Source organism: Streptomyces sp. NPDC052301 (genome assembly GCF_044593395.1).
Classification (GTDB): domain Bacteria; phylum Actinomycetota; class Actinomycetes; order Streptomycetales; family Streptomycetaceae; genus Streptomyces.
Genome location: NZ_JBIUBE010000002.1, coordinates 731,331 through 752,681, shown reverse-complemented (window position 1 = coordinate 752,681; position 21,351 = coordinate 731,331). Strand labels below are relative to the sequence as shown.

At 73.9% G+C, this 21,351-nt stretch carries 19 protein-coding genes and 1 pseudogene; 13 read left to right on the top strand and 7 right to left on the bottom strand.

Annotation, left to right across the window (positions count from 1 at the left end):
* Position 1 precedes the first annotated feature (1 nt).
* Genes ACIHEJ_RS07130 through ACIHEJ_RS07110 form a run of 5 tightly spaced genes read left to right on the top strand, consistent with a single transcriptional unit; the run spans position 2 to position 8,239 of the window.
* Positions 2-4,876, top strand: coding sequence for a beta-ketoacyl synthase N-terminal-like domain-containing protein (locus tag ACIHEJ_RS07130; RefSeq protein ID WP_400132697.1), 4,875 nt, complete (start codon positions 2-4; stop codon positions 4,874-4,876).
* On the top strand, positions 4,873-5,193 hold the full coding sequence (locus ACIHEJ_RS07125) for an acyl carrier protein (RefSeq protein ID WP_400132696.1): 321 nt from the start codon (positions 4,873-4,875) through the stop codon (positions 5,191-5,193). Before ACIHEJ_RS07130 ends, ACIHEJ_RS07125 begins: the two co-directional genes overlap by 4 nt.
* Before the next feature lie 3 nt (positions 5,194-5,196).
* On the top strand, positions 5,197-5,997 hold the full coding sequence (locus ACIHEJ_RS07120) for an alpha/beta fold hydrolase (protein ID WP_400132695.1): 801 nt from the start codon (positions 5,197-5,199) through the stop codon (positions 5,995-5,997).
* Positions 5,994-7,175 (top strand): glycosyltransferase, encoded by a 1,182-nt coding sequence (locus ACIHEJ_RS07115; RefSeq protein ID WP_400132694.1) that lies wholly within the window; start codon positions 5,994-5,996, stop codon positions 7,173-7,175. Before ACIHEJ_RS07120 ends, ACIHEJ_RS07115 begins: the two co-directional genes overlap by 4 nt.
* The gene (locus ACIHEJ_RS07110) at positions 7,172-8,239 is read left to right on the top strand and encodes a class I SAM-dependent methyltransferase (protein WP_400132692.1); all 1,068 of its coding nucleotides are present in this window, start codon (positions 7,172-7,174) and stop codon (positions 8,237-8,239) included. Before ACIHEJ_RS07115 ends, ACIHEJ_RS07110 begins: the two co-directional genes overlap by 4 nt.
* A 114-nt stretch (positions 8,240-8,353) precedes the next feature.
* Here ACIHEJ_RS07110 and ACIHEJ_RS07105 read toward each other — a convergent pair whose 3' ends face one another.
* Positions 8,354-9,430, bottom strand: a complete 1,077-nt coding sequence (locus ACIHEJ_RS07105) for a YbhN family protein (RefSeq protein ID WP_400132690.1) — start codon at positions 9,428-9,430, stop codon at positions 8,354-8,356.
* Positions 9,431-9,681: 251 nt separating this feature from the next.
* Here ACIHEJ_RS07105 and ACIHEJ_RS07100 point away from each other — a divergent pair, with 251 nt between their 5' ends.
* The gene (locus tag ACIHEJ_RS07100; RefSeq protein WP_400132688.1) at positions 9,682-10,326 is read left to right on the top strand and encodes a DedA family protein; all 645 of its coding nucleotides are present in this window, start codon (positions 9,682-9,684) and stop codon (positions 10,324-10,326) included.
* Positions 10,327-10,340: 14 nt separating this feature from the next.
* Here the strand turns inward: ACIHEJ_RS07100 and ACIHEJ_RS07095 are convergent, their stop codons facing one another.
* Complete coding sequence (locus ACIHEJ_RS07095) at positions 10,341-10,868, bottom strand: gamma carbonic anhydrase family protein (protein ID WP_400132686.1); 528 nt, start codon at positions 10,866-10,868, stop codon at positions 10,341-10,343.
* Between the two features lie 108 nt (positions 10,869-10,976).
* Here ACIHEJ_RS07095 and ACIHEJ_RS07090 point away from each other — a divergent pair, with 108 nt between their 5' ends.
* Positions 10,977-11,741, top strand: coding sequence for an acyltransferase (locus ACIHEJ_RS07090; protein WP_400132685.1), 765 nt, complete (start codon positions 10,977-10,979; stop codon positions 11,739-11,741).
* 1 nt (position 11,742) lies between these two features.
* Here ACIHEJ_RS07090 and ACIHEJ_RS07085 read toward each other — a convergent pair whose 3' ends face one another.
* Positions 11,743-12,600 carry an EamA family transporter gene (locus ACIHEJ_RS07085; RefSeq protein ID WP_400132683.1) on the bottom strand — a complete coding sequence of 286 codons (858 nt, stop codon included), beginning with the start codon at positions 12,598-12,600 and terminating at the stop codon, positions 11,743-11,745.
* A gap of 107 nt (positions 12,601-12,707) precedes the next feature.
* Between ACIHEJ_RS07085 and ACIHEJ_RS07080 the strand changes: the two genes are divergently transcribed.
* Complete coding sequence (locus ACIHEJ_RS07080; protein WP_400132681.1) at positions 12,708-13,280, top strand: XRE family transcriptional regulator; 573 nt, start codon at positions 12,708-12,710, stop codon at positions 13,278-13,280.
* Positions 13,281-13,323: 43 nt separating this feature from the next.
* Positions 13,324-13,873, top strand: a pseudogene (locus ACIHEJ_RS07075) (YbaK/EbsC family protein); the annotation flags it as partial.
* A gap of 101 nt (positions 13,874-13,974) precedes the next feature.
* Here the strand turns inward: ACIHEJ_RS07075 and ACIHEJ_RS07070 are convergent.
* On the bottom strand, positions 13,975-15,129 hold the full coding sequence (locus tag ACIHEJ_RS07070; RefSeq protein ID WP_400132679.1) for a cation diffusion facilitator family transporter: 1,155 nt from the start codon (positions 15,127-15,129) through the stop codon (positions 13,975-13,977).
* Positions 15,130-15,190: 61 nt separating this feature from the next.
* On the opposite strand from ACIHEJ_RS07070, the gene ACIHEJ_RS07065 reads away from it, so the two are divergent.
* Positions 15,191-15,544, top strand: a complete 354-nt coding sequence (locus ACIHEJ_RS07065) for an ArsR/SmtB family transcription factor (RefSeq protein WP_400132677.1) — start codon at positions 15,191-15,193, stop codon at positions 15,542-15,544.
* Here the strand turns inward: ACIHEJ_RS07065 and ACIHEJ_RS07060 are convergent, their stop codons facing one another.
* The 3 genes from ACIHEJ_RS07060 to ACIHEJ_RS07050 form a co-directional block, all read right to left on the bottom strand.
* Entirely contained in the window at positions 15,545-16,768 is a 1,224-nt protein-coding gene (locus ACIHEJ_RS07060) for a 4-hydroxybenzoate 3-monooxygenase (RefSeq protein WP_400132675.1), read from the bottom strand.
* 68 nt (positions 16,769-16,836) lie between these two features.
* Positions 16,837-18,477: an APC family permease gene (locus ACIHEJ_RS07055; protein ID WP_400132673.1), complete on the bottom strand. Its 1,641-nt coding sequence runs from the start codon at positions 18,475-18,477 to the stop codon at positions 16,837-16,839.
* A 213-nt stretch (positions 18,478-18,690) separates the two neighbouring features.
* Entirely contained in the window at positions 18,691-19,098 is a 408-nt protein-coding gene (locus ACIHEJ_RS07050) for a CoA-binding protein (RefSeq protein WP_400132671.1), read from the bottom strand.
* 143 nt (positions 19,099-19,241) lie between these two features.
* Between ACIHEJ_RS07050 and ACIHEJ_RS07045 the strand changes: the two genes are divergently transcribed.
* From ACIHEJ_RS07045 to ACIHEJ_RS07035, 3 genes are read left to right on the top strand one after another with little or no spacing between them, the layout of a single operon-like run.
* A complete protein-coding gene (locus tag ACIHEJ_RS07045) occupies positions 19,242-20,057 on the top strand; it encodes a hypothetical protein (RefSeq protein ID WP_400132669.1) in 816 nt (271 codons plus the stop codon).
* Positions 20,054-20,596, top strand: coding sequence for a SixA phosphatase family protein (locus tag ACIHEJ_RS07040; protein ID WP_400132667.1), 543 nt, complete (start codon positions 20,054-20,056; stop codon positions 20,594-20,596). Before ACIHEJ_RS07045 ends, ACIHEJ_RS07040 begins: the two co-directional genes overlap by 4 nt.
* Positions 20,597-20,645: 49 nt before the next feature.
* Positions 20,646-21,272 (top strand): YigZ family protein, encoded by a 627-nt coding sequence (locus tag ACIHEJ_RS07035; protein ID WP_400132665.1) that lies wholly within the window; start codon positions 20,646-20,648, stop codon positions 21,270-21,272.
* Positions 21,273-21,351: the final 79 nt, after the last annotated feature.

The following is a 21,351-nucleotide window of genomic DNA, read 5'->3' as shown; positions in this document are numbered from 1 at the left end:
GATGACGGCACGACAGATACCCGTCGCCGTCGTCGGGATGGCGGTGCTGCTGCCCGGCGCCCCCGGTCTCGACGCCTACTGGCGCAACCTGCGGGACGGCGTCGACGCGATCGGCGACGTCCCCGCCGGACGCTGGGACGCCGACTACTACCGGCCCGGCTCGGCCGCCGGGCCCGCCGTCGCCGACCAGGTGTACTGCCGGCGCGGCGGATTCGTGGACGGCCTCGCCGAGGTGGAGGTCACCCGCTACGGCATCATGCCCGCCTCCGTCCAGGGCACCGAGCCCGACCAGCTGATCGCCCTCGACGTGGCCGCCGCCGCCCTCGCCGACGCCGGCGGCGAGGCACGGCTGCCCGCGCGGGAACGGATCGGCGTGACCCTGGGCCGGGGCGGCTACCTCACACCCGGCCTGGTCCGGCTCGACCAGCGGGTCCGGACGGCGGGACAACTGGTGCGCACCCTGGGCGAGTTGCTGCCCGAGCTGTCCACCGCCCAGCTGGACCGGGTGCGTACGGCGTTCACCGAGCGACTCGGCCCCGACCGCCCGGAGTCCGCCATCGGCCTCGTCCCCAACCTCGCCGCCTCCCGGATCGCCAACCGGCTCGACCTGCGCGGCCCCGCCTACACCGTGGACGCCGCATGCGCCTCCTCCCTGGTCGCCGTCGACCAGGCGGTCACCGAACTCACCACCGGACGCTGCGACCTGATGCTGGCCGGGGGAGTGCACCACTGCCACGACATCACCCTGTGGAGCGTCTTCTCCCAGCTCCGCGCCCTGTCCCCGAGCCAGCGCATCCGCCCCTTCCACCGCGACGCCGACGGCATCCTCATCGGTGAGGGCACCGGCGTCGTCGTACTGAAACGGCTCGCGGACGCCGCACGCGACGGCGACCGGATCTACGGGGTGATCCGGGGTACGGGCGTGGCCGGCGACGGCCGTACGGCGGGGCTCGTCAGCCCCGACCCCGGAGGGCAGGCCCGCGCCGTGCGCCAGGCCTGGCGGGCCGCCGGGCTCGACCCCGCCGCCCCGCACTCCCTCGGCCTGCTGGAGGCCCACGGCACCGCCACCCCGGCCGGGGACGCGGCCGAACTGGCCACGCTGGCCGACGTGTTCGGGCCGGGCGCGGGCCACGGGGACGAGGAGCGCCCGGTCCTCGGCTCGGTGAAGTCGATGATCGGCCACACCATGCCGGCCGCCGGCGTGGCCGGCCTGGTCAAGGCCGTCCTCGCGCTCCACCACGGCACCCTCCTGCCCACGCTCCACTGCGACGACCCCCACCCCGGCCTCGCCGCCACCCGCTTCCGTACCCTGCAGCGGGCCCGGCCCTGGGAGACCGACACCCGGCAGCCGGTCCGCCGGGCCGCCGTGAACGCCTTCGGGTTCGGCGGGATCAACGCCCATGTGGTCCTGGAGGAGGCACCGGCGCCTCACTCATCGGCAGGACGCCCACGGGTGGTGTCAGCGAGCACCCGCGCACCGGACCGGCACCTTCCGGAGGACACCCCCCGCCCCCGCATCACCGAACCCGAGCGCATCCTGCTGCTGGCGGCCGACCGCCCGGACGACCTCACCGCACTCCTCGGCGCCGCCGATCCGGCCGTCCTCGCCGCCGGACTCGACCCCACCAGGCCGCACCCCGGCGCCGGGCCCGTCCGGCTCGGGGTCGTGGACCCGACGGCCAAGCGGCTCGCGCTGGCCCGGCGTGCGGTCGGCAAGGGCCGCGCCTGGCACGGACGCAACGACGTGTGGTTCCGGACCGCCCCGCTGCTCGGCCCGGACGGCGGCGGCAGGCTGGCGTTCGTCTTCCCCGGCCTCGAGGGCGACTTCGCCCCGCGCACGGACGACATCGCCGCCCACTTCGGCCTGTCCCCGGTCGCCGGAACCGGTGCGGCCGCCCCGGTCGGGGACGTCGGCCGGCACGGCTTCGGCGTCGTCGGCGTGGGCCGGCTGCTGGACCGGGCGCTGCGCCGGATGGGCGTCGTACCGGACGCGGTCGCCGGGCACAGCGTCGGCGAGTGGACCGCCATGGTCGCGGCCGGGCTGTACGCGGCCGACCAAGTGGACGCGTTCATGGCCGGGTTCGACCCGGACGCGGTGACCGTACCCGGTCTCGTCTTCGCCGCCGTCGGCACCTGCGCCGCCCGCGTCCGCACCGCGCTCGCGGCCGACTGGTCCGGCTCGGGGATCGTGCTCTCGCACGACAACGCGCCCCACCAGTCCATGGTGTGCGGACCCGGCACGGCGGTCGAGGAGCTCGTCCGGTCCCTCCGCGCCCAGGGCGTGCTCTGCCAGGTGCTGCCGTTCCGCTCCGGCTTCCACACCCCGATGCTCCGGCCCTACCTCGCCCCCATCGAGGACGCCGCCGGCACCTTCCGGCTCCACCCGCCGACCGTGCCGGTCTGGTCCGGGACGACCGCCGCCCCCTTCCCGCAGGCCGAGGCCGCGGTGCGCGAGCTGTTCGTACGGCACCTGCTGGAACCCGTCCGCTTCCGCGAACTGACCGAGGCGCTGTACGCCGCCGGGCACCGCGTCTTCGTCCAGACCGGCCCCGGCCGGCTCACCTCCCTGATCGACGACACCCTCGGCGACCGCGACCATCTGGCGGTCGCCGCCAACGCGTCCCGGCACAGCGGTATGGCCCAACTCCGCCGCGCGGCGACGGCGTTGTGGGTCGCCGGGGCGTCCGTGGCACCGGCACCGCCACCCGTACCGGCTCGCGAGGGAACCGGGCGGCCACCGGTCCGCCTCGACCTCGACGGCGCCCTGGTCTCCCTGGACGGCCCGGTCCTCGAGGCGCTGCGCGCCGAACTGCGCCCCCGGCAGCGGACGGGGGCGCCCGCGTCACCCGCGTTCGGTTCCGCCCCGCTCGACGACCTCACCACCCGTTTCCCGGCCGCCGCCGAGCTGACCGCGCTCCTGCGGGACACCGCGGACACGGCGGCGCGGCTGATCGCGGCGAGCGGCGGACACCACCCCCCGACAGCCGCCCCCTCCACCGCCTCAGCCGCCCCCGCCGTCGCCTCAGCCACCCCCGCCGGCACCTCGGCCGCGCCCGTTGTCCCCCCGACCGTCCCCGCCGGCACCTCGGCCGCGCCCGTTGTCCCTCCGACCGTCCCCGCCGGCACCTCGGCCGCCCCCGTTGTCCCCCCGACCGTCCCCGCCGGCACCTCGGCCGCGCCCGTTGTCCCCCCGACCGTCCCCGCCGGCACCTCGGCCGCGCCCGTTGTCCCCCCGACCGCCCCCGCCGTCACGGAGACGGGCACGACGACCGGGACCCCCCGCACCACCGCGACCGTTCGGGTGTCCGCCGCGACCATGCCCCATCTCCTGGACCACTGCTTCTTCCCGCAGCGCTCCGACTGGCCGGACCTGGAGGACCGTTGGCCGGTGGTCCCCGCCACTACGATCGTCCGGCACATGATGGACGCGGCCGAGGCGGCGGCCCCCGGGCTACGGGCGGTCGCCGTCCACGGGGCCCGGTTCGACCGCTGGCTCACCGCCACACCCCCGGTCGACGTACCGGTCACCGTCACCCCGGCCCCCGGCCACCCCCACCGCGTCACCGTCACCTTCGGCCCCACGGCCCGCGCCGTCGTCGAACTGGCCCCGCATCACCCGGCCCCGCCCCCGCCCAGCGCCCTCCCGGGCCACCCGCACCCCGCCGAGCGGCTCCCCGAGCACACCGCGGCCCAGCTCTACCGCGACCGCTGGATGTTCCACGGACCCGCGTACCAGGGGCTCACGGAACTCACCGCGATCGGCGAGCGGCACATCCGCGCAGTGATCACCGCACCCGCCGCCCCCGGTGCCCTGCTGGACAACGTGGGCCAGCTGCTCGGTTACTGGATCATGGCGACCCGCACCGAGCGGACCGTCGTCTTCCCCGTGCAGATGCGGCACCTGCGCTTCCACGGGCCGGATCCGGCCCCCGGCGCCGAGGTCGGCTGCCTGGTGCGGATCACCTCGCTCACGGACACCGTCCTGGAGGCGGACGCGGAGCTCGCCGTCGGCGGCCGGGTGTGGGCCGTGCTCGGCGGCTGGCAGGACCGCCGCTTCGACAACGACCCGACGACCCGCCCCGCCGAACGCTTCCCCGAGCGTCACACCCTCTCCCGGGCCATGCCCGGTGAATGGACGCTGCTGCACGAGCGCTGGCCGGACCTCGCCTCCCGCGAGCTGATCATGCGCAACTCGCTGGGCCGCGCCGAGCGCGCCGAGTACGCCGGACGCCCGCCACGCGGCCGGCGGCAGTGGCTGCTCGGCCGGATCGCGGTCAAGGACGCCGTACGCCAGTGGCTGTGGCGGCACGGCGAAGGACCCGTCTTCCCGGCGGAACTCCAGGTCCACAACGACGGGTTGGGCCGCCCGTACGTCACCGGCGTGCACGGCCGCGCCCTGCCCCCGCTGGACGTCTCGCTCGCCCACCGGGCCGAGGCGGGCGTGGCGATCGTACGGCCGCACAGCCCGCGACCCGGCCCCGGCATCGACATCGAGGAGGTCACCGACCGCGCGCCGGCGACCCTCGCCACCACGCTCGGCCCGGCCGAACTGCGGCTCCTGCACGCCCGCACGGCGGACGGGACCGACTCCGAGGCGGTGTGGTTCACCCGCTTCTGGGCCGCCAAGGAGGCCGTCGCCAAGGCGGAGGGCGTCGGATTCGACGGCCGGCCGCGGGACTTCGCGGTGCTGGAGGCCGCCCCCGACGGCGGCCGGCTGCTGGTCTCCGGCCGTCTGGAACGCGCCTACACCGTGCACTGCGCCCCGGTGACCAACCCGCCCGCGCTGCCGGAGCGCGCCTACGTGGTGGCCCGGACGACCGGGCCCGGCACCGACGACGAACCACACAGGACACCAGCCGAGGAGTTCCCACGATGAACCCCACCCAGCCGGCCCCGGCGCAGCCCAGCGCCGACACCGTGCTCGCCGACGTCACCGGCATGCTCCGTACGGTGCTGGCGGAGTACGGCGACGACGACGTGCCGATCGGCATGTCCACCACCTTCAACCGTGACCTGGAACTGGAGAGCATCGACCTCGTCACCCTGGCCGGACTGCTGGAGGAGCGGTACGGGCAACGGGTCAACCTCGCCGAGTTCCTCGCCGGCATGGAGTTCGACGAGATCATCGAGCTGACCGTCGGCCGACTCGTGGAGCACGTGACGGGGAGCCTCACGACCGCGCAGGCGGACTGAGCGATGGCGATGGTCGACGCCGGCGGCATCCGGCTGCACGTCCAGCGCACCGGGCCCACCGGCGGCCGCGTCCCGCACGCCACCGTGGTCCTGGTGCACGGGCTGCTCACGGACAGCCTGGCCAGCTACTACTTCACCGTCGCCCCCGCCTTCGCCGCGGCCGGACTCGACGTGGTCATGTACGACCTGCGCGGACACGGCCGCAGCGAACGCCCGCCGCGCGGCTACACCCTGGACCACAACATCGACGACCTCACGGCGCTCCTCGCCCGCCTGGACATCACCGGCCCCGTCCACCTCGTCGGCAACTCCTACGGCGGCACCATCGCCTTCGGCTACGCGGCCCGCCACCCCGACCGCACGGCCGGCCTGACGCTGATCGAGTCCGAGCCCGCGACCCCCGCCTGGGCGGCGAAACTGGGCCGCATCCTGCGCCGGGTGACGACCGAACTCGCGCACAACGAACCCGACGCGATTCGCTGGATCACCGCGCACCGCGGCCACAACACCGCCCGCCTCGCCAAGGGCGCGGCCCGGCTCGCCCGCGAGACCAGCCTCGCCCGGGACATCCCGGCGAGCCGGGTGCTGACCGAGGACGAGATCAGGGCCGTACGCTGCCCGGTCCTCGGCGTGTACGGCGGCGACTCGGACCTGGCCGGCCTGGTACCGCTGCAGCGGGCGCTGCTGCCGGACTTCCGCGCGGTCGTCCTGCCGGGGCACGAGCACTCGGTCCTGGTCGAGGCGCCCGCCGCCGTCGGCCGGCACATCCTGGAGCTGATCCGTGCGCGGGCGACCGTCCGGTGAGCGCCTTCCTCTTCGTCGTCCCGCCGCTGACCGGGCACATCAACCCCGCCGTCGGCATCGCCGCCCGGCTGGCCGCGCGCGGGCACCGGGTGGCCTGGGCGTGCGCCGACCCGGCGCTGGTGCGGCGGCTCGCCGGCCCGGACGCGGTGGTGTTCCGGTGCGCGGGACCGGTACCGGGCGCCGAAGGCGCCGTACGACCGCCGGACCTGCGGGGCGTCGAGGCGCTGAAGTTCCTGTGGGAGGGATATCTGCTCCCGCTCGCCGACGCGATGGCACCCGGCGTCCGCGCGGCCGTCGCGGGGTTCCGCCCCGATGTGGTGGTCGCCGACCAGCAGGCGTTCGCCGGCGCGCTGGTGGCCGAGCACCTCGGACTGCCCTGGGCCACCTCCGCCACCACCTCGGCGGAGTTCACCGGCGCCTACGACGGCCTGCCCAAGGTCGCCGACTGGCTGCACCGGCGCCTGGCCGGGCTGCGCACCCGCATCGGCGACCCGTCCGGCACCACCGACCCGCGCTCCTCACCGCACCTGCTGCTGATCTTCAGCACACCCGAACTGATCGGCCCCCAGGCGCCGTCGGCCCCGCACATCCACTACGTCGGCCCCTCGCTCGCCGGCCGCCCGGCAGGGCCCGGCTTCCCCTGGGAACGGCTGGACCCGGGGCGGGCCAAGGTCCTGGTGACCCTCGGCACGGCGAACGCCGACGCCGGCGGCCGCTTCCTCACCGTGTGTCTGGCCGCGCTGCGCGCCCGCGCCGACCGGGTCCAGGCGGTGATCGCCGACCCGGCCCGCACCCTCCCGGTGACCCCGGGCGACAAGGACGCCCTGATCCTGCCGTCCGTGCCCCAACTCCCCCTCCTGGAACGGATGGACGCCGTCGTCTGCCACGCCGGGCACAACACCGTCTGCGAGGCCCTGTGGCACGGCGTCCCGCTCGTCGTCGCCCCCATCAGGGACGACCAGCCGGTGGTGGCGGGGCAGGTCGTGGACTCCGGAGCGGGCCTGCGGGTCAGGTTCGGCCGGGTCACCGCCGCACGGCTGGGCGAGGCCCTCGACACCGTCCTGCACGACCCCGCCCACCGGGCCGCCGCCGCCCGGATCCGCGCCGCGTTCCGCACGGCGGGCGGCGCCCGGGCCGCGGCGGCCCACCTCGAACGAATGGGAGCGGAGAGCCGATGAGCGACGCCCGAGAGAAGACAGCCCGCATCGCCTCCCTGCGCCCCACCTACCGAACCGACCTGGACGCGGGCACCGACCGCTTCTTCCACCCCCGGGACACCTCCTGCCCCTGGTGCTCCTCCCCCCGGCTCACCCCCCGGCTGAGCACCACCGACCTGCTCCAGCACAAGCCCGGCCGCTTCACCCTCGACCACTGCGCCGACTGCGGCCACACCTTCCAGAACCCCCGACTGAACGACGAAGGCCTGGAGTTCTACTACCGGGACTTCTACGACGGCCTCGGCGAGCAGCGGATGAGCGGCACCCTCGGCGGCCGCACCGCGATGTACCGGAGCCGGGCCGAGGCGATGCTGCCGCACGACCCGGCCCCGAAGACCTGGCTGGACGTCGGCACCGGCCACGGACACTTCTGCGAGGCCGCCCGCGCCGTCCTGCCCGACACCGCCTTCGACGGGCTCGACTTCACCGACGGCGTCGAACTCGCCGCCCGCGAGGGCCGCGTGGACCACGCCCACCGGGGCGCGTTCCCCGCCCTCGCCCCGGAACTGGCCGCCCGCTACGACGTGGTCAGCATGTTCCACTACCTGGAGCACAGCACCGACCCCGACCGTGAACTCCGCGCCGCTCACGAGACCGTACGCCCCGGCGGCCACCTGCTCGTCGAGGTACCAGACCCGGAGAGCCGCTACGCCCGTCTCCTCGGCCGCTGGTGGCTGCCCTGGCTCCAGCCGCAGCACCTGCACTTCATGCCGGTCGCCAACCTGCGGCGGCGGCTCACCGAGCGGGGCTTCACGGTGGTCGCCGAGCAGCACGCCGAACCGCACGATCCGGTCGACCTGCTCGCCGCCGTCTGGCTGGCCCTCGACCACACCGCCCCGCGCGAGGACGCACCCTGGCTGCCCGGGCGACCCGGCCCCCTCACACGCGCCGCACGCACCGCACTCCTCCTCACCGGAGTGCCCGCGCTGCTCGCGGCGACGGCACTGGACCGATGGGCGCTGCGACCGGTGTCCCACCGGCTGGGCCTCTGCAACGCGTACCGCCTGGTGGCCCGCCGGGAATGACCGCGCGCACGGCACCCGGGTCGCTCGCTGCACCCGGGCTGCCCGCCGCGTCGACGCCTCTCACCGCAACCTTGCCCCTCACCGCACCTCGACCCGGCAGGGCACTTCGGCCCGTCACAGCACTTTGGTGCGGATCAGTGCCGACAGCACCAGCGCGCCCGGCAGCAGCGGCAGCCAGTCGGTCAGCACCCGGTAGCCGATCACCGTGGCGGTGGCCACCGCCGGCGTGGCCCCGAACGTGACCAGCGTCCACACCAGCGCGGCGTCCACCGCCAGGCCGCCCGGCGCCGGGACCGCCCCGACGGCCGTGCCCGCCGCGAGGTGGGCGAGCACCACCTGCTCCCACGGCACCCCCAGCCCGAGCGAGTCCCCGACGCACACGAGGGTGCCCGCCTGCACCAGCGGCATCGCGACCGCCCCGCCCCACAGGGCGCACACCCGGCAGGGCCGCGTGTGCACCTCCCGCACGTCGGCCAGGGCCGCGCGGACCAGTCCGGTCACCGGCCGCCTGAGCGGCCGTACGACCGCCAGCACTGCCCCCGCCACCGCGGCGACCCCGCCGGCGACGGCGGCGAACGGCAGCAGCAGCCGCCCGTCCGGGACCAGCTCGCCCAGCCGCCGCCAGGCCGGTGACACCGCGAGGAACACCAGCAGTACGAGTGTCTTCGCGCCGGACTTCGCCAGCGAGTACAGCCCGATCGACGCGGCGGCCCGGGCCGGCGGCACCCCCTGCGCCCGCAGGAAGCGCAAGGTCACGGCGTGCGCGCCGAGCCCACCGGGCAACGCGTGGTTGGCGGCGCCCGCGGCGAACTGCGAGGCCAGCAGCAACCGTGCCGGCAGCCGGTCCGGCACGGCGCCCTGCCGGACACAGGAGGCCGCCACCCAGCTCAGACAGGTGAAGCCGATGCCGGCCGGCAACCAGGCCGGATCGGCCGCGGCCAGCCGCCGGGCCCCCTCGTACACGACGGGCCGGTTGGCCGTCGCCCAGCCGCCGGCGAGCAGCAGCGGAGCCAGACAGAGGGCCAGCCGTACGCTCCGGGCCCCTGTGAGCGACGCCGGGCGGGCCGGGACCACGGGCCCGGGGCAGGGGGTGAGCGCGGGCGAGGCGGAGAGCGGGGAGGGGAGCGCCGGGGCCGGAGACGGCGACGCGGAGGGGGACGGGGACGGGGGCGGTGGGGAGAGTGGGGACACGGGGACGTCGTCCTTCCGCAGCGGGCCCCGCGGTGGGGACCTGGGGGAAGCGAGCCGGGCGGAACCGCGGAGAGCCTTCCCCTCCCGCGTGACGCCGGGATGTCCGAAAACCCAAGGAGCGAGGGCGGGACGGTGCCGCCGGGCGGGTGCGCGCAGGCCGCCGTTCACCGCCGACCAGGTAGCCTTCCCTTGGGACGCGCTTTACATGCGGCGACCCGCACGACAGGGACGGCTACAGGGGAGGACCGGCGGTGCACGTCCAGGAATGGCTCGACACGGTGCCCGCGGCCGCCGTCTACGCCGTGGTGGCCCTGGTGATCGGTCTGGAGAGCCTGGGCATCCCGCTTCCCGGCGAGATCATCCTGGTCTCGGCGGCACTGATGTCCTCCCAGCACTCCGGCGTCAACCCGATCGTCCTCGGCGCGTGCGCGACCGCCGGCGCCGTGATCGGCGACTCCATCGGCTACGCGATCGGACGCAAGGGCGGCCGCCCGTTGCTGGCCTGGCTCGGCAGAAAGTTCCCGAAGCACTTCAGCGCGGGGCATGTGGCCACCGCGGAGGGGTCCTTCGAGAAGTGGGGCATGTGGGCCGTCTTCTTCGGCCGCTTCGTCGCCCTCCTGCGCATCTTCGCCGGCCCCCTCGCGGGTGTCCTGCACATGCCGTACTGGAAGTTCCTGATCGCCAACGTCCTCGGCGGCATCTGCTGGGCGGGCGGCACGACGGCCGTCATCTACTACGTGGGCGTGGTCGCCGAGGGCTGGCTGAAGAAGTTCTCGTACCTGGGCCTGGGGGTGGCGGTACTGATCGGCCTGGCCTCCCTGCTGCTCGTCAAGCGCAAGGCGAAGAAGGCCCAGCAGCAGGAGCGAGACGCAGAACCCGTGACCGCCGGGGAGTAGGGCGCGCCCCGCGCCTACTCGTGCACCTGCCGATGCGCCGCGGCCAGCTCCGCGTACAGGGTGCCGTTGAGGGTCACACCCTGCCTCTCCTCCTCACTCAGCTCCCGCCGCACCTTCGCCGGCACCCCCGCCACCAGCGACCCCGGCGGCACCACCATCCCCTGCGGCACCAGCGCCTGCGCGGCGACCAGCGACCCGGCCCCGATCACGGCGCCGTTCAGCACGGTGGCCCCCATCCCGATCAGACAGTCGTCCTCCACCGTCGCCCCGTGCACGACGGCGTTGTGCCCGATGGACACCCGCTCACCCACGCTGACGGGGAACCCGGGGTCCGCGTGCAGCGTCACGTTGTCCTGCACGTTCGCCCGTGCGCCCACGGTGATCTTCTCGACGTCCCCGCGGACCACAGCGCCGTACCAGACGCTCGTCCCCGCCGCCAGCGTGACATCGCCGATCACGGAGGCCGTGGGCGCCACGAACGCCTCCGGGTCGATCTGCGGCTCCCGTCCCCCGATACCCACGATCAGCGCCTGCTGCGTCATCACCGTCTCCTCGCATCCGTACGTACCCGCACGGTACGACACGGCGTGGGGCAAAGATCACAGCAGCCCGGCCTCTCGTCGAGGACAACCGCTGAGTAACGTGAGCCCGTGCCGAAGCGCAAGAACACGTTCTCATCCTGGCGACGCAGCCTCGCCCAGCGTGCCGTCCACAAGGCCTGGTCGTGGGCGCAGCGCACCGGCTCCGTGACGGCCGAGCATCCGGCAGGGCTCCGCTTCGGCTCGATCGGCGAAGCCACCCGCCTCGCCTTCCCGCTCGGCACGGTCTTCGGTGAACCCTGGATCCACCTCGGTTCCTACTGCATCGTCGGCGAGCAGGTCACCCTCACCGCGGGCCTGATGCCGGACCTGGACCTCGGCCCGGACCCGATCCTGCGCATCGGCGACGGCGTGGTCCTCGGCCGGGGCAGCCATGTCATCGCCGACACGACGGTCACCATCGGCAGCGACTGCTACTTCGGGCCGTACGTCTACGTCACCTCCACCAACCACTCCTACGACGACCCGCACCAGCCCATCGGCAAGCAGTGGCCGCGGATGGAGCCGGTCGAGATCGGCCCGGGCTGCTGGATAGGAACCGGCGCCGTGATCCTGCCGGGCGCGCGGATCGGCCGGAACGTGGTCGTGGCGGCCGGTGCGGTGGTCCGCGGCACGGTGCCCGACCACGCGGTGGTGGCCGGGGCGCCGGCCCGGGTCGTCCGGCGCTGGACAACCGACGACGGCTGGCAGCCGCCGCTGCGGACCCCGGCCCCGGTCCCGATCCCGGAGGGGATGACCCCGGGGCAGCTGCGGGCGCTGGCCGCGCTGGACGACGACGGGATCGCCCGGCTCGCGGAACTCGAGACCGAGGGCTGACTCAGCCGGTCGCCAGCAGCAGCGTGCCCACCAGGGCCAGCCCCGCTCCCGCCGCCTGGATCGCGCGCAGCCGCTCGCTGAGGAAGCCGCGTGCGGCCAGGGCGGTCACCACCGGGTACAGCGAGGCGAGGACGGCGGCCACGGTGACCGGGCCGAGCCGGGCGGCGACCGCGTAGGTGCCGTTGGCCGCCACGTCGGCGAGCCCGACGAAGGCCAGCGCGGGCAGCGAGGCCCACGGGAAGCCGCCCTCCGGTACGGCGGTCCCGCCCCGCCGGAGCGAGGCGGCGAGCGCGGCCCCGCCCACCGCGACGTTGGTCAGCCGCTGCACGAACAGGGCGAGGAACAGGCCGGTGACGTCGGTGGAGGCCTCGGTGATCAGGGCGAACACCGTGCCGAAGCCCAGCGCGGCGACCAGCGTGAGCAGGATCGTCCGGCGCTGCACGGGCGCGCCCCGCAGTTGCGGACCGCCCGCGAGCACGATTCCGCTGACGGCGACCGCGATGCCCGCGACCTGGAGCAGCCCCGGGCGTTCGCCGAGGACCAGGCCGACCCCGACGGGCACGGCCACGCTGAGCGTGGCGAGCGGCGAGACGACGCCCATGGGGCCCAGCGCGAGGGCCTTGTAGAAGGAGAGCAGCGCCACCGGTCCGACCAGGCCCGCGGCGAACGCGAACCACAGCCGCGGCCCGGCCTCGCTCCAGCCGCCCGTGCCCACCACGATCGCACCCAGCACGACCGCCGCGATGCCCTGGGAGACCACCACGACCGTCAGCGCGGGCGTCCGCCGTGTCAGCAGCCCGCCGCCGAAGTCGGCCAGTCCCCAGAGCAGACTGGTGGTGAGGGCGAAGAAGGCGGTCACGAGGCCTCGCAGTACAGTTCGTTGGACAAGCGGGTGTACTCACCGTAGTTCATCGCATTGAACTGCGTCAGCCATAATATTGAACCATCCCGAATATTGGACGGCACGTGTCGGATCTCGAACTCCTGACCCAGTCCCTGGCGCGCAACGTCAAGCACTGGCGCTCCGTGCGGGGCTTCACCCTGGACGTGCTCGCCGCCCGGGCCGGTGTCAGCCGCGGGATGCTCATCCAGATCGAGCAGGCCCGCACCAACCCGAGCATCGGCACGGTCGTCAAGATCGGCGACGCGCTCGGGATCAGCGTCACCACCCTGCTGGACTACGAGCGGGGCCCGAAGGTGCGGATCGTCCCCGCCGAACGGGCCGTACGGCTGTGGCACACCGAAGCGGGCAGCTACAACCGGCTGCTCGCCGGCACGGAGGCGCCCGGCCCGCTGGAGATCTGGGACTGGCGTCTGATGCCGGGCGAGAGCAGCCCCTCCGAGCCCCACCCCGTCGGCACCGTCGAGCTGGTCCACGTCACCGCGGGCGAGCTGACCCTCACCGTGGACGGCGAGGAGCACCGCGTGCCGACCGGCGCGAGCGCCTCCTTCGAGGCCCACCTCCCGCACGTCTACGGCAACCGGGGCGACGTCCCGATGGAGATGATGATGGCCGTGTCGGTGCCGCCCGTGCAGTGAGACGCGGGTACGGCGGCGGGGCGCCCCTTGTCAGCGTGCGGCCCTGCACGCACCCCTCGCAGACTTCGACTTCGCGACGCCCGCGCCCGACTGCCTGCGCGAACCGACCGCCCCGGTCGCCGATGCCGTACGCACCTGGCAGGGCGCGGTCCCCGCCGACCGCGTCCTGTACGTCGACACCGACCCGCGGTGGGCCGACACGGCGGTCTTCGTGGAGCACCACGGCCGCGACCTGCTGGAGCAGTCGGCAAAGCTGTGTGGTGGTCGCGGGCCGGCGCGGCGGGGAGGCCACGCCTGCCGCATGCCTGGTGCTCTCCACCACCCGGGTCGACGTCAACGGTGTCGTGCGCCGCCGACTCGGCTCCCGGAAAGCGTCCTTCGCCTCGATGGAGACGGCGACCGGCGAGACCGGCATGGTGTACGGCGGCATCACCCCGATCGGACTCCCCGCCGGCTGGCCCGTGCTGGTGGACTCGGCCGTCGTCGACCTGCCGTACGTCCTGATCGGCAGCGGCCGCCGGCGCGGCAAGCTCCTGGTACCGGGCGAGGCACTCGCGGAACTGCCGGGCGCCGAGGTGCTGGAGGGCCTCGGGGCCTGCTGGGACCGGCGATCGGCTGGTCTGTTCCACGGACGCCGGCGAACTCCGCGGATCAGGTGGGGTGGGATCCGCCCGAGCCGGAACGGATCCGCCCCTCACACCGGCAGATGATGGGCCAGCACCACGTGCGGGTCGGTCTCGCCCGGGACCGGCGCCGGGTCGGCGTGGACCAGGGCCGCCGTCAGCCTCGGTACGGCGTGCAGCAGGGCGTGTTCGGCCTCGACGGCGATCGCGTGCGCCTGTCGCACCGTGGCGTCCCCGTCCACCACCAGCGCCAGTTCGGCCCGCAGCCGGTGCCCGATCCAGCGCAGCCGCAGCTCACCCACCGCCCGCACCCCGGGAACCGTCCGCACCGTGCGCTCGGCCAGGTCCACCAGCGCCGGGTCGACGGCGTCCAGCATCCGCCGGAAGACCTCCCGCGCCGCGTCGCGCAGCACCAGGACGATCGCGGCCGTGATCGCCAACCCGACGACCGGGTCGGCCAGTTGCCGGCCCAGCGCCGATCCGCCGGCGCCCACCAGGACGGCCAGCGAGGTGAACCCGTCGGTGCGGGCGTGCAGCCCGTCGGCGACCAGCGCCGCCGAGCCGATCTCCCGGCCCACCCGGATCCGGTACCGCGCCACCCACTCGTTCCCCACGAAACCCACCAGTGCCGCCGCCGCGACCGCCGGGAGGTGGGCGACCGGGCGCGGGTCGAGCAGCCGCCCGACGGCCGCCCACGCCGCGAAGGCCGCCGACGCGGCGATGGTCAGCACGATCACCAGACCCGCGAGATCCTCGGCGCGGCCGTACCCGTAGGTGAACCGGCGCGTCGCCGCCCGCCGTCCCAGCGCGAAGGCGATGCCGAGCGGTACGGCGGTCAGCGCGTCCGCGGCGTTGTGCACCGTGTCCCCGAGCAGCGCCACCGACCCGGAGACGGCCACCACGGCACCCTGGATCAGCGCGGTCGTCCCGAGCGCGGCCAGTGACACCCACAGCGCCCGCATCCCGCGCGCCGACGACTCCAGCGCGGGGTCCAGCTTGTCGGCGGTCTCGTGGGAGTGCGGGGTGAGGAGATGGGCGAGACGGTGGCGCAGGCCGGGGGAGGCGTGCGGGTGGCCGTGGCCGTGGCCGTGGTCGTGGCCGTGGGGCCCGTGCTCGTGGTCGTGGGACCCGTGCTCGTGAGATCCGTGGTGGTGCTCGTGAGGTCCGTGGCCGTGGCCGTGGGGCTCGTGGCCGTGGGGTGCCTGCTCGTGGTGAGGGGTGCTCACGTCGATCCCCTTCCGGTGTGCGGGAGTGGACGCGCGGCGCCCACGGAGCCATTATGTGCGTATGAGCGCACGCATGCACCTATCACCTGCGCATCATGCGCACCCGCGCAGCCCCGGCGAGGAACAGTTCGCGCTCGCCGCCGATCTGCTGTCTCTGCTCGGCGACCGCACCCGCCTCACCCTGCTGCACGCCCTGACCGCGGGGGAGGCCGACGTCACGACGCTCACCGAGGCGTGCGGCGCGGCCCGGCCCGCGGTGAGCCAGCACCTGGCCCGGCTGCGGCTCGCGGGCCTGGTGCGGACCCGCAAGGAGGGCCGCCGGGTGATCTACTCGCTCCCGCACGGGCATGTGCTCCGACTGGTCGAGGAGGCGCTGAAGACGGCCGACCACCGGCTCACCGAGGACGACCGCTGATCAGAACGCGGGGGCCGTCCCCAGATACTGCTCGGCGAAGGCCGCCGCGGCGGCGGGCGAGGTGAACAGCCGGCGCACCCGGGCCAGCGTGGTGCCCGCGCGGAACGGGTCGCCCGAGGCGAGGCCGTGGTAGATGTCCGACAGCCACTGCGAGAACTCCTGGTAGTCCCACACCCGGCGCAGACACGCCTGCGAATAGCCCTCCAGACCGCTGCCGTCGCCCCGCGTCACGTACGCCGCGAGCGCGTCGCCGAGGAGAAAGGCGTCGTGCAGGGCGAGGTTCATGCCCTTCGCGGCGATGGGCGCGACCAGGTGACCGGCGTCCCCGGCCAGGAACAGCCGCCCGTGGGCCAGCGGTTCGACGACGTAGTGGTGCATGTCCAGGACGCGCTTCTCCAGCAGCCGTCCCTCGGTGAGCGGGGGCGCTCCGGCCGCGCCGAGCCGCTCGCGCAGCTCGGTCCAGACCCGGTCGTGCGACCAGTTCTCCGGGTCGTCGCCGGGCGGACACTGGAGGTAGAACCGGGTCACCTCGGGACTGCGGGGCATCTCCCCGGCGAAACCGCGCGGGTGGACACCGAACAGGACGCAGTCCGTCGACGGCGGGACCTCCGCGAGCAGCGCCAGCCAGCCGATGCCGTCGTCCCGCCGGGCGATCCGTGTCCGCTCCGCGGGGATCGCGTCCCGCGTCACCCCGCGCGCGCCGTCGCAGCCCGCGACGAAGTCGCAGCGCAACAGCCTCCGTTCACCCGTGTCGGGGCACCGGTACGACACCGCAGGGCGGTCCGAGTCCAGGTCGTGCAGCCGTACGTCGCGCACGCCGAAGCGGATGTCCCCGCCGCGCACGTCGGCGTACTCCCGCACCAGGTCCGTCACCAGCAGCGGCTGCGGATAGACGTAGTGGTGACTGCCGGTCAGGTCGGCGTAGGGAAAGCGGTACCGCTCGCCTTCGAAGCGGAACTCGCAGGCACTGTGCGCCTCGGCGCGCTCCGGGAGCCGTTCGGACAGTCCGCGCCGGTCGAGTTCACGCACCGCCCGTTCCTCGATGACACCGGCCCTGGGCCGGGTCTCTATGAACCGCCTGCTCTCGGTCTCCAGGACCACGCAGTCGACGGAGGCGGCCCGCAGGATGTTGCCGACGGTGAGCCCGGCGGGCCCGGCGCCCACGATGACGACCGTACGGCGTTCCCCGGGCGCGGAGCCGGGGTGGGGGGAAGGGAAGATCATCCCCGCATTATGACGGTGTCCCGTCAGCCGGGTTCGGCCGACGGGACACCGTCACGGGAGCGGGGTGATCAGTGCGCCGGAGCGTCGGTGACCACGACCTCCTCGATGTCGCGCTCGATCTGCTCGGGCGTGGAGGCGGTCGCCTTGGCCCAGTAGTAGATACCGAGCGAGAACGCCGCGACGACCAGGATGTCCCACCACAGCGGCAGGTCACCGGTACCGCCGAAGGTGCTCAGGTAGGACATCACGCCGATGCCCGCCAGGTAGGGCAGCAGCCACTGAGCGGCCTTGAAGTCCAGCCGCGGCGCGTTGGGCAGGTTCTTGCGGATCGCGTACCAGGCGTAGGAGCCGAGCAGCACGTAGCCGATCAGGATCGCGAAGCCCAGGCGCCACAGGGTGTCCCAGCCGGACCAGAAGATGATCAGGTTGGCGACCACGAAGGACAGCGGCGAGACGAACTTGCCGAAGGGCAGCCGGTACGGACGCTCGTGGTTCGGCAGGCGGTCGGCGAAGACGCCGTAGGCCAGCGGGGCGCCCGCGTACATCAGCACGCTCGCCGAGGTGATGAAGCTGACCAGCGTCTGCCAGCTCGGGAACGGCAGGAAGCAGATCACGCCGGTCACGAACGAGATGGCGAGACCGAACCACGGCACACCGCGCGAGTCCGTCTTGGCGAAGACCTTCGGCGCGTAGCCGTTCTTGGCCAGGCCGTAGGAGATGCGGGAGGTGGCGGTGGTGTAGATCAGGCCGGTGCCGCCGGGGGAGATGATCGCGTCGGCGTACAGGACCCAGGCCAGCCAGCCCAGGCCGAGCAGCGAGGCGAGACCCGCCCAGGGGCCGCTGATGCCGGCGTAGGCCAGGTGCGCCCAGCCCTTCGCGAAGGAGGCGTGCGGCAGGGCGCCGATGAACACGATCTGCAGCAGGAGGTAGATCACGGCGCCGATGGCGACGGAGCCGAGCGTGGCGCGCGGCAGGTCACGCTTCGGGTTGCGGCTCTCGCCGGCCAGCTGGATCGCCTGCTCGAAGCCGAGCAGCGCGAAGATGATGCCGCTGGAGCTGATCGCGGTGAGGACGCCCTTGGCGCCGAACGGCGCGAAGCCCTCGGAGGTGAAGTTGCCCGGGTGGAAGTTGCCGATCGCGATGATGAAGATCGCCGCGAGCGGGACGGCGATCTTCCACCAGGTGGCGGCGCTGTTGGTGTGCGCCAGGATGCGGACACCGAGGAAGTTGACCGCGACGAACACGGCCATGAGGAGCACCGCGACGATGATGCCGCTGGTGGTGAGGGTGCCGTTGGTGTTCTGCAGGCCGTCGGCGAAGTGCCAGTGCTTGGCGTAGCCGATCATGGCCTCGACCTCGATCGGGGCCACCGTCGCCGCCTGCAGCCAGGAGAACCAGCCGAAGCTCATGCCGGCCAGGCCGCCGAAGGCGTAGTGCGGGTAGCGAGCGGTACCGCCCGCCACCGGGAACATGCCGCCGAGTTCGGCGTGCACCAGGGCGAGCAGCACGATCGCCACCGCACCGATCACCCACGAGATGATCGCTGCAGGGCCGGCCGCCACGACCGCCTTCTCGGCGCCGAAGAGCCATCCGGAGCCGATGATGGAGCCCACGGAGGCCCACATCAGACCGATCAGTCCGACGTCTCGGCGCAGACCGCCGCCGGTGTCGCTTGTGGCTACCGGCGCAGCCTGGTCGACTTTCGCCATGTGAAGTGGCCTCTCAGATCTATACGCAGTCTTAACGAGCAAGGAGGCCACAGGCTAGGGAGGATTTCCGACTGAGCAAAAGAGTGTTAACCAAATTTTGACCCGGGATCTTAGTTGTCTTGGGCGCACACTCAGTCACCGTCTTGTCACAGGTCAGACGCTCATCCGAATGTCAATATTCAGCGACCAATTGTGAGTAGAAGGAGAGATTCGCTAGTCCAGGAGGGGAATTTCGATGGCCGGGCAGCGATCCATGACCATGTCCAGGCCTGCCCCCCGGGTGCGTGCGTAGGCGGCCTCGTCCACGACACCGAGCTGGAACCACACGGCCCGTGCGCCCTTCGCCACCGCCTCGTCGGCCACGGCGCCGGCCAGCTCGCTGTTGACGAAGACGTCGACCACGTCCACGCCGAAGGGGATGTCCGCGAGGGAGGCGTAGCCCTGCTCGCCGTGGACCGTCTCCGCCTTCGGGTGCACCGGCACGATCCGCTTGCCGAACCGCTGCAGTACCCGCGCCACGCCGTACGCGGCCCGTCCCTGGTTGGCGGAGAGGCCGACCACGGCCCAGGTGTCACCCGTCCCGGTCAGGATCCTGCGGATCGTCGCTTCGTCGCCGTACACGGCTGCCTCCTGAGGCGTCGGGAGCTGTTCGACGGGGCAACACCACCCCGATGGGTGCGGATTCCCGCCCCGTGACGCGCCATCCTGCCCGGAATCGGCGCAAGGTGCCTGCGTACGGCCGCCCGCCCGCCTACGCTCGCCCCGTGCTGCGCATCCTCGACGCCCGAACCGGTGAGCCCACCGCCGCCGCGCCCGCCCGCCGCGGCCTGACCCGCATCGAGGCGTACGCCTCCGGCCTCGACCCGACGGCCCTGCGGGTGCTGCTCACCGCGGATCTCCTGGTCCGCGCCCTGGAGCTGGTCGGCACCCCGGTCTGGACGACCCTGTCCGCCCCCTGCGACCGGCCCGAGCTGCACACGGCCGCCACCACCCTGTCGATCCGCCCCTTCGAGGACGCCCGGGGCCTCGCATCGGGGCTGGGGGAGGCCCAGGCGCTCCGTGTGCAGGCGCAGACGCACGGGCACGGGGCCGATGCCGGACGGGGCCCGGTGGTGAACGTGGCGCCGGTGGTGTGGGAGGGAACGCACTCGCAGGGCGGCGGAACGTCCGGCGAGGTTCCGGCGGCCCAGGCGCGCGAAGGCGCGCCGAGCGCCCGCCCGCCGCTCTCCGCCCTCCTGTCCGACCCCGCCGCGCTCCGGCTGGCCCTTCTCTCGGTGCCCCGGAACGAAGCCGTGCGCCTGGACGGCGCGGTGCTGGACGAAGCCGCCCGGCGGCTCGCCCACTGGCGGCGGGCCGTGGCCGGATGGGCGTGGCAGCCCTCGCGGCCGGTGCCCGAGGAGGTGCGGGGGCGGTTGCGGGCCGCCTGGGAGGACGATCTCGACCTGCCCGCGGTGCTGGAGGTGCTGCGCGCCGTGGAGAGCGCCCCCGACCTGCCCGACGGCGCCCGCTTCGAGACGTACGCCTACGCCGACCGGCTGCTCGCCCTGGACCTCACCCGCGACCTCGGGACCTTCGGGTGATCGCGCGGGCGGGTGCCGGCCCGCTGCGCCGTCTGGTGGTGCTGCGGCACGCCAAATCCGCCTGGCCGGAAGGAGTGGAGGACCACCGTCGACCGCTCGCACCGCGCGGCCTCAAGGACGCCCCCGCGGCCGGACGCGCCCTCGCCGAGGCCGACTCCCTGCCCGACCTCGCCCTGTGCTCCACCGCCGTACGCGCCCGCCAGACCTGGCAGCTGGCCTCCGCCGAGTGGGGCACCCCGCCCTCGGTGCGCTACGACCACCGCCTGTACGCGGCCGGTGTGCCGGCCCTGCTGGAGGTCGTACGCGAGACGCCGCCCGAGGTGGAGACGCTGCTGCTCGTCGGGCACAATCCGGGGCTGCAGGAACTGGTCCTCGAGCTGGCCGGGGACGGCCTGGACGACACGCTGGACCGGGTGCGCGCCAAGTTCCCGACGTCCGCCGTCGCCGTCCTGACCTGGCGCGGCACCGGCTGGCCGGCCCTCGCCCCGGGCACGGCCCTGCTGACGTCGTTCACGGTGCCGCGCGGGAGGAAGAAGTAGCGCCACGCGCGCGTGAAGGGCGTTCCCGCCCAGCGCATAGGGTGGCGGGATGCAGGACGAGTACCGCACAGTCGCCCGCGCGGGCGTGCACGAGACCGAGATCAACCGCTCCCGCTTCCTGTGCGCCCTCGCCCCGGCGGCCACCGAGCAGGAGGCGCAGGACTTCATCGCCTCCGTCCGCAAGGAGCACGCCGACGCCACCCACAACTGCTGGGCGTACGTCGTCGGCGCCGACGCCTCCGTGCAGAAGGCCAGCGACGACGGCGAACCGGGCGGCACCGCCGGAGTCCCGATGCTCCAGATGCTGCTGCGCCGTGACATGCGTTACGTCGTCGCCGTCGTCACGCGGTACTACGGCGGGGTCAAGCTCGGCGCCGGAGGGCTCATCCGCGCCTACGGCGGTGCCGTCGGCGAGGCCCTGGACACGCTCGGCACGCTCACCCGGCGCCGGTTCCGGCTGGCCACGGTGACCGTCGACCACCAGCGCGCGGGCAAGGTCCAGAACGACCTGCGGTCCACCGGGCGCGAGGTGCGGGACGTGCGCTACGGCGAGTCCGTCACCCTCGAGATCGGCCTGCCGGACGCGGACGTGGACGCCTTCCGCGCCTGGCTCGCCGATGCGACGGCGGGTACGGCGGGCTTCGAACTGGGCGGCGAAGCCTACGGAGATGCGTGATGTACGTAGCTAATCAGACATAACGGGCACTTGGTCGACCGGTCATGACGGGCTGATACGGGAGTAACCGCCCGTGATG

Excerpts from the sequence above, each read along its gene's own strand:
- ACIHEJ_RS07130 (WP_400132697.1), top strand. The coding sequence starts at position 2 with ATGACGGCACGACAGATACCCGTCGCCGTCGTCGGGATGGCGGTGCTG.
- ACIHEJ_RS07125 (WP_400132696.1), top strand. The coding sequence starts at position 4,873 with ATGAACCCCACCCAGCCGGCCCCGGCGCAGCCCAGCGCCGACACCGTG.
- ACIHEJ_RS07120 (WP_400132695.1), top strand. The coding sequence starts at position 5,197 with ATGGCGATGGTCGACGCCGGCGGCATCCGGCTGCACGTCCAGCGCACC.
- ACIHEJ_RS07110 (WP_400132692.1), top strand. The coding sequence starts at position 7,172 with ATGAGCGACGCCCGAGAGAAGACAGCCCGCATCGCCTCCCTGCGCCCC.
- ACIHEJ_RS07095 (WP_400132686.1), bottom strand. The coding sequence starts at position 10,868 with ATGACGCAGCAGGCGCTGATCGTGGGTATCGGGGGACGGGAGCCGCAG.
- ACIHEJ_RS07065 (WP_400132677.1), top strand. The coding sequence starts at position 15,191 with ATGAGCGCACGCATGCACCTATCACCTGCGCATCATGCGCACCCGCGC.
- ACIHEJ_RS07060 (WP_400132675.1), bottom strand. The coding sequence starts at position 16,768 with ATGATCTTCCCTTCCCCCCACCCCGGCTCCGCGCCCGGGGAACGCCGT.
- ACIHEJ_RS07055 (WP_400132673.1), bottom strand. The coding sequence starts at position 18,477 with ATGGCGAAAGTCGACCAGGCTGCGCCGGTAGCCACAAGCGACACCGGC.
- ACIHEJ_RS07035 (WP_400132665.1), top strand. The coding sequence starts at position 20,646 with ATGCAGGACGAGTACCGCACAGTCGCCCGCGCGGGCGTGCACGAGACC.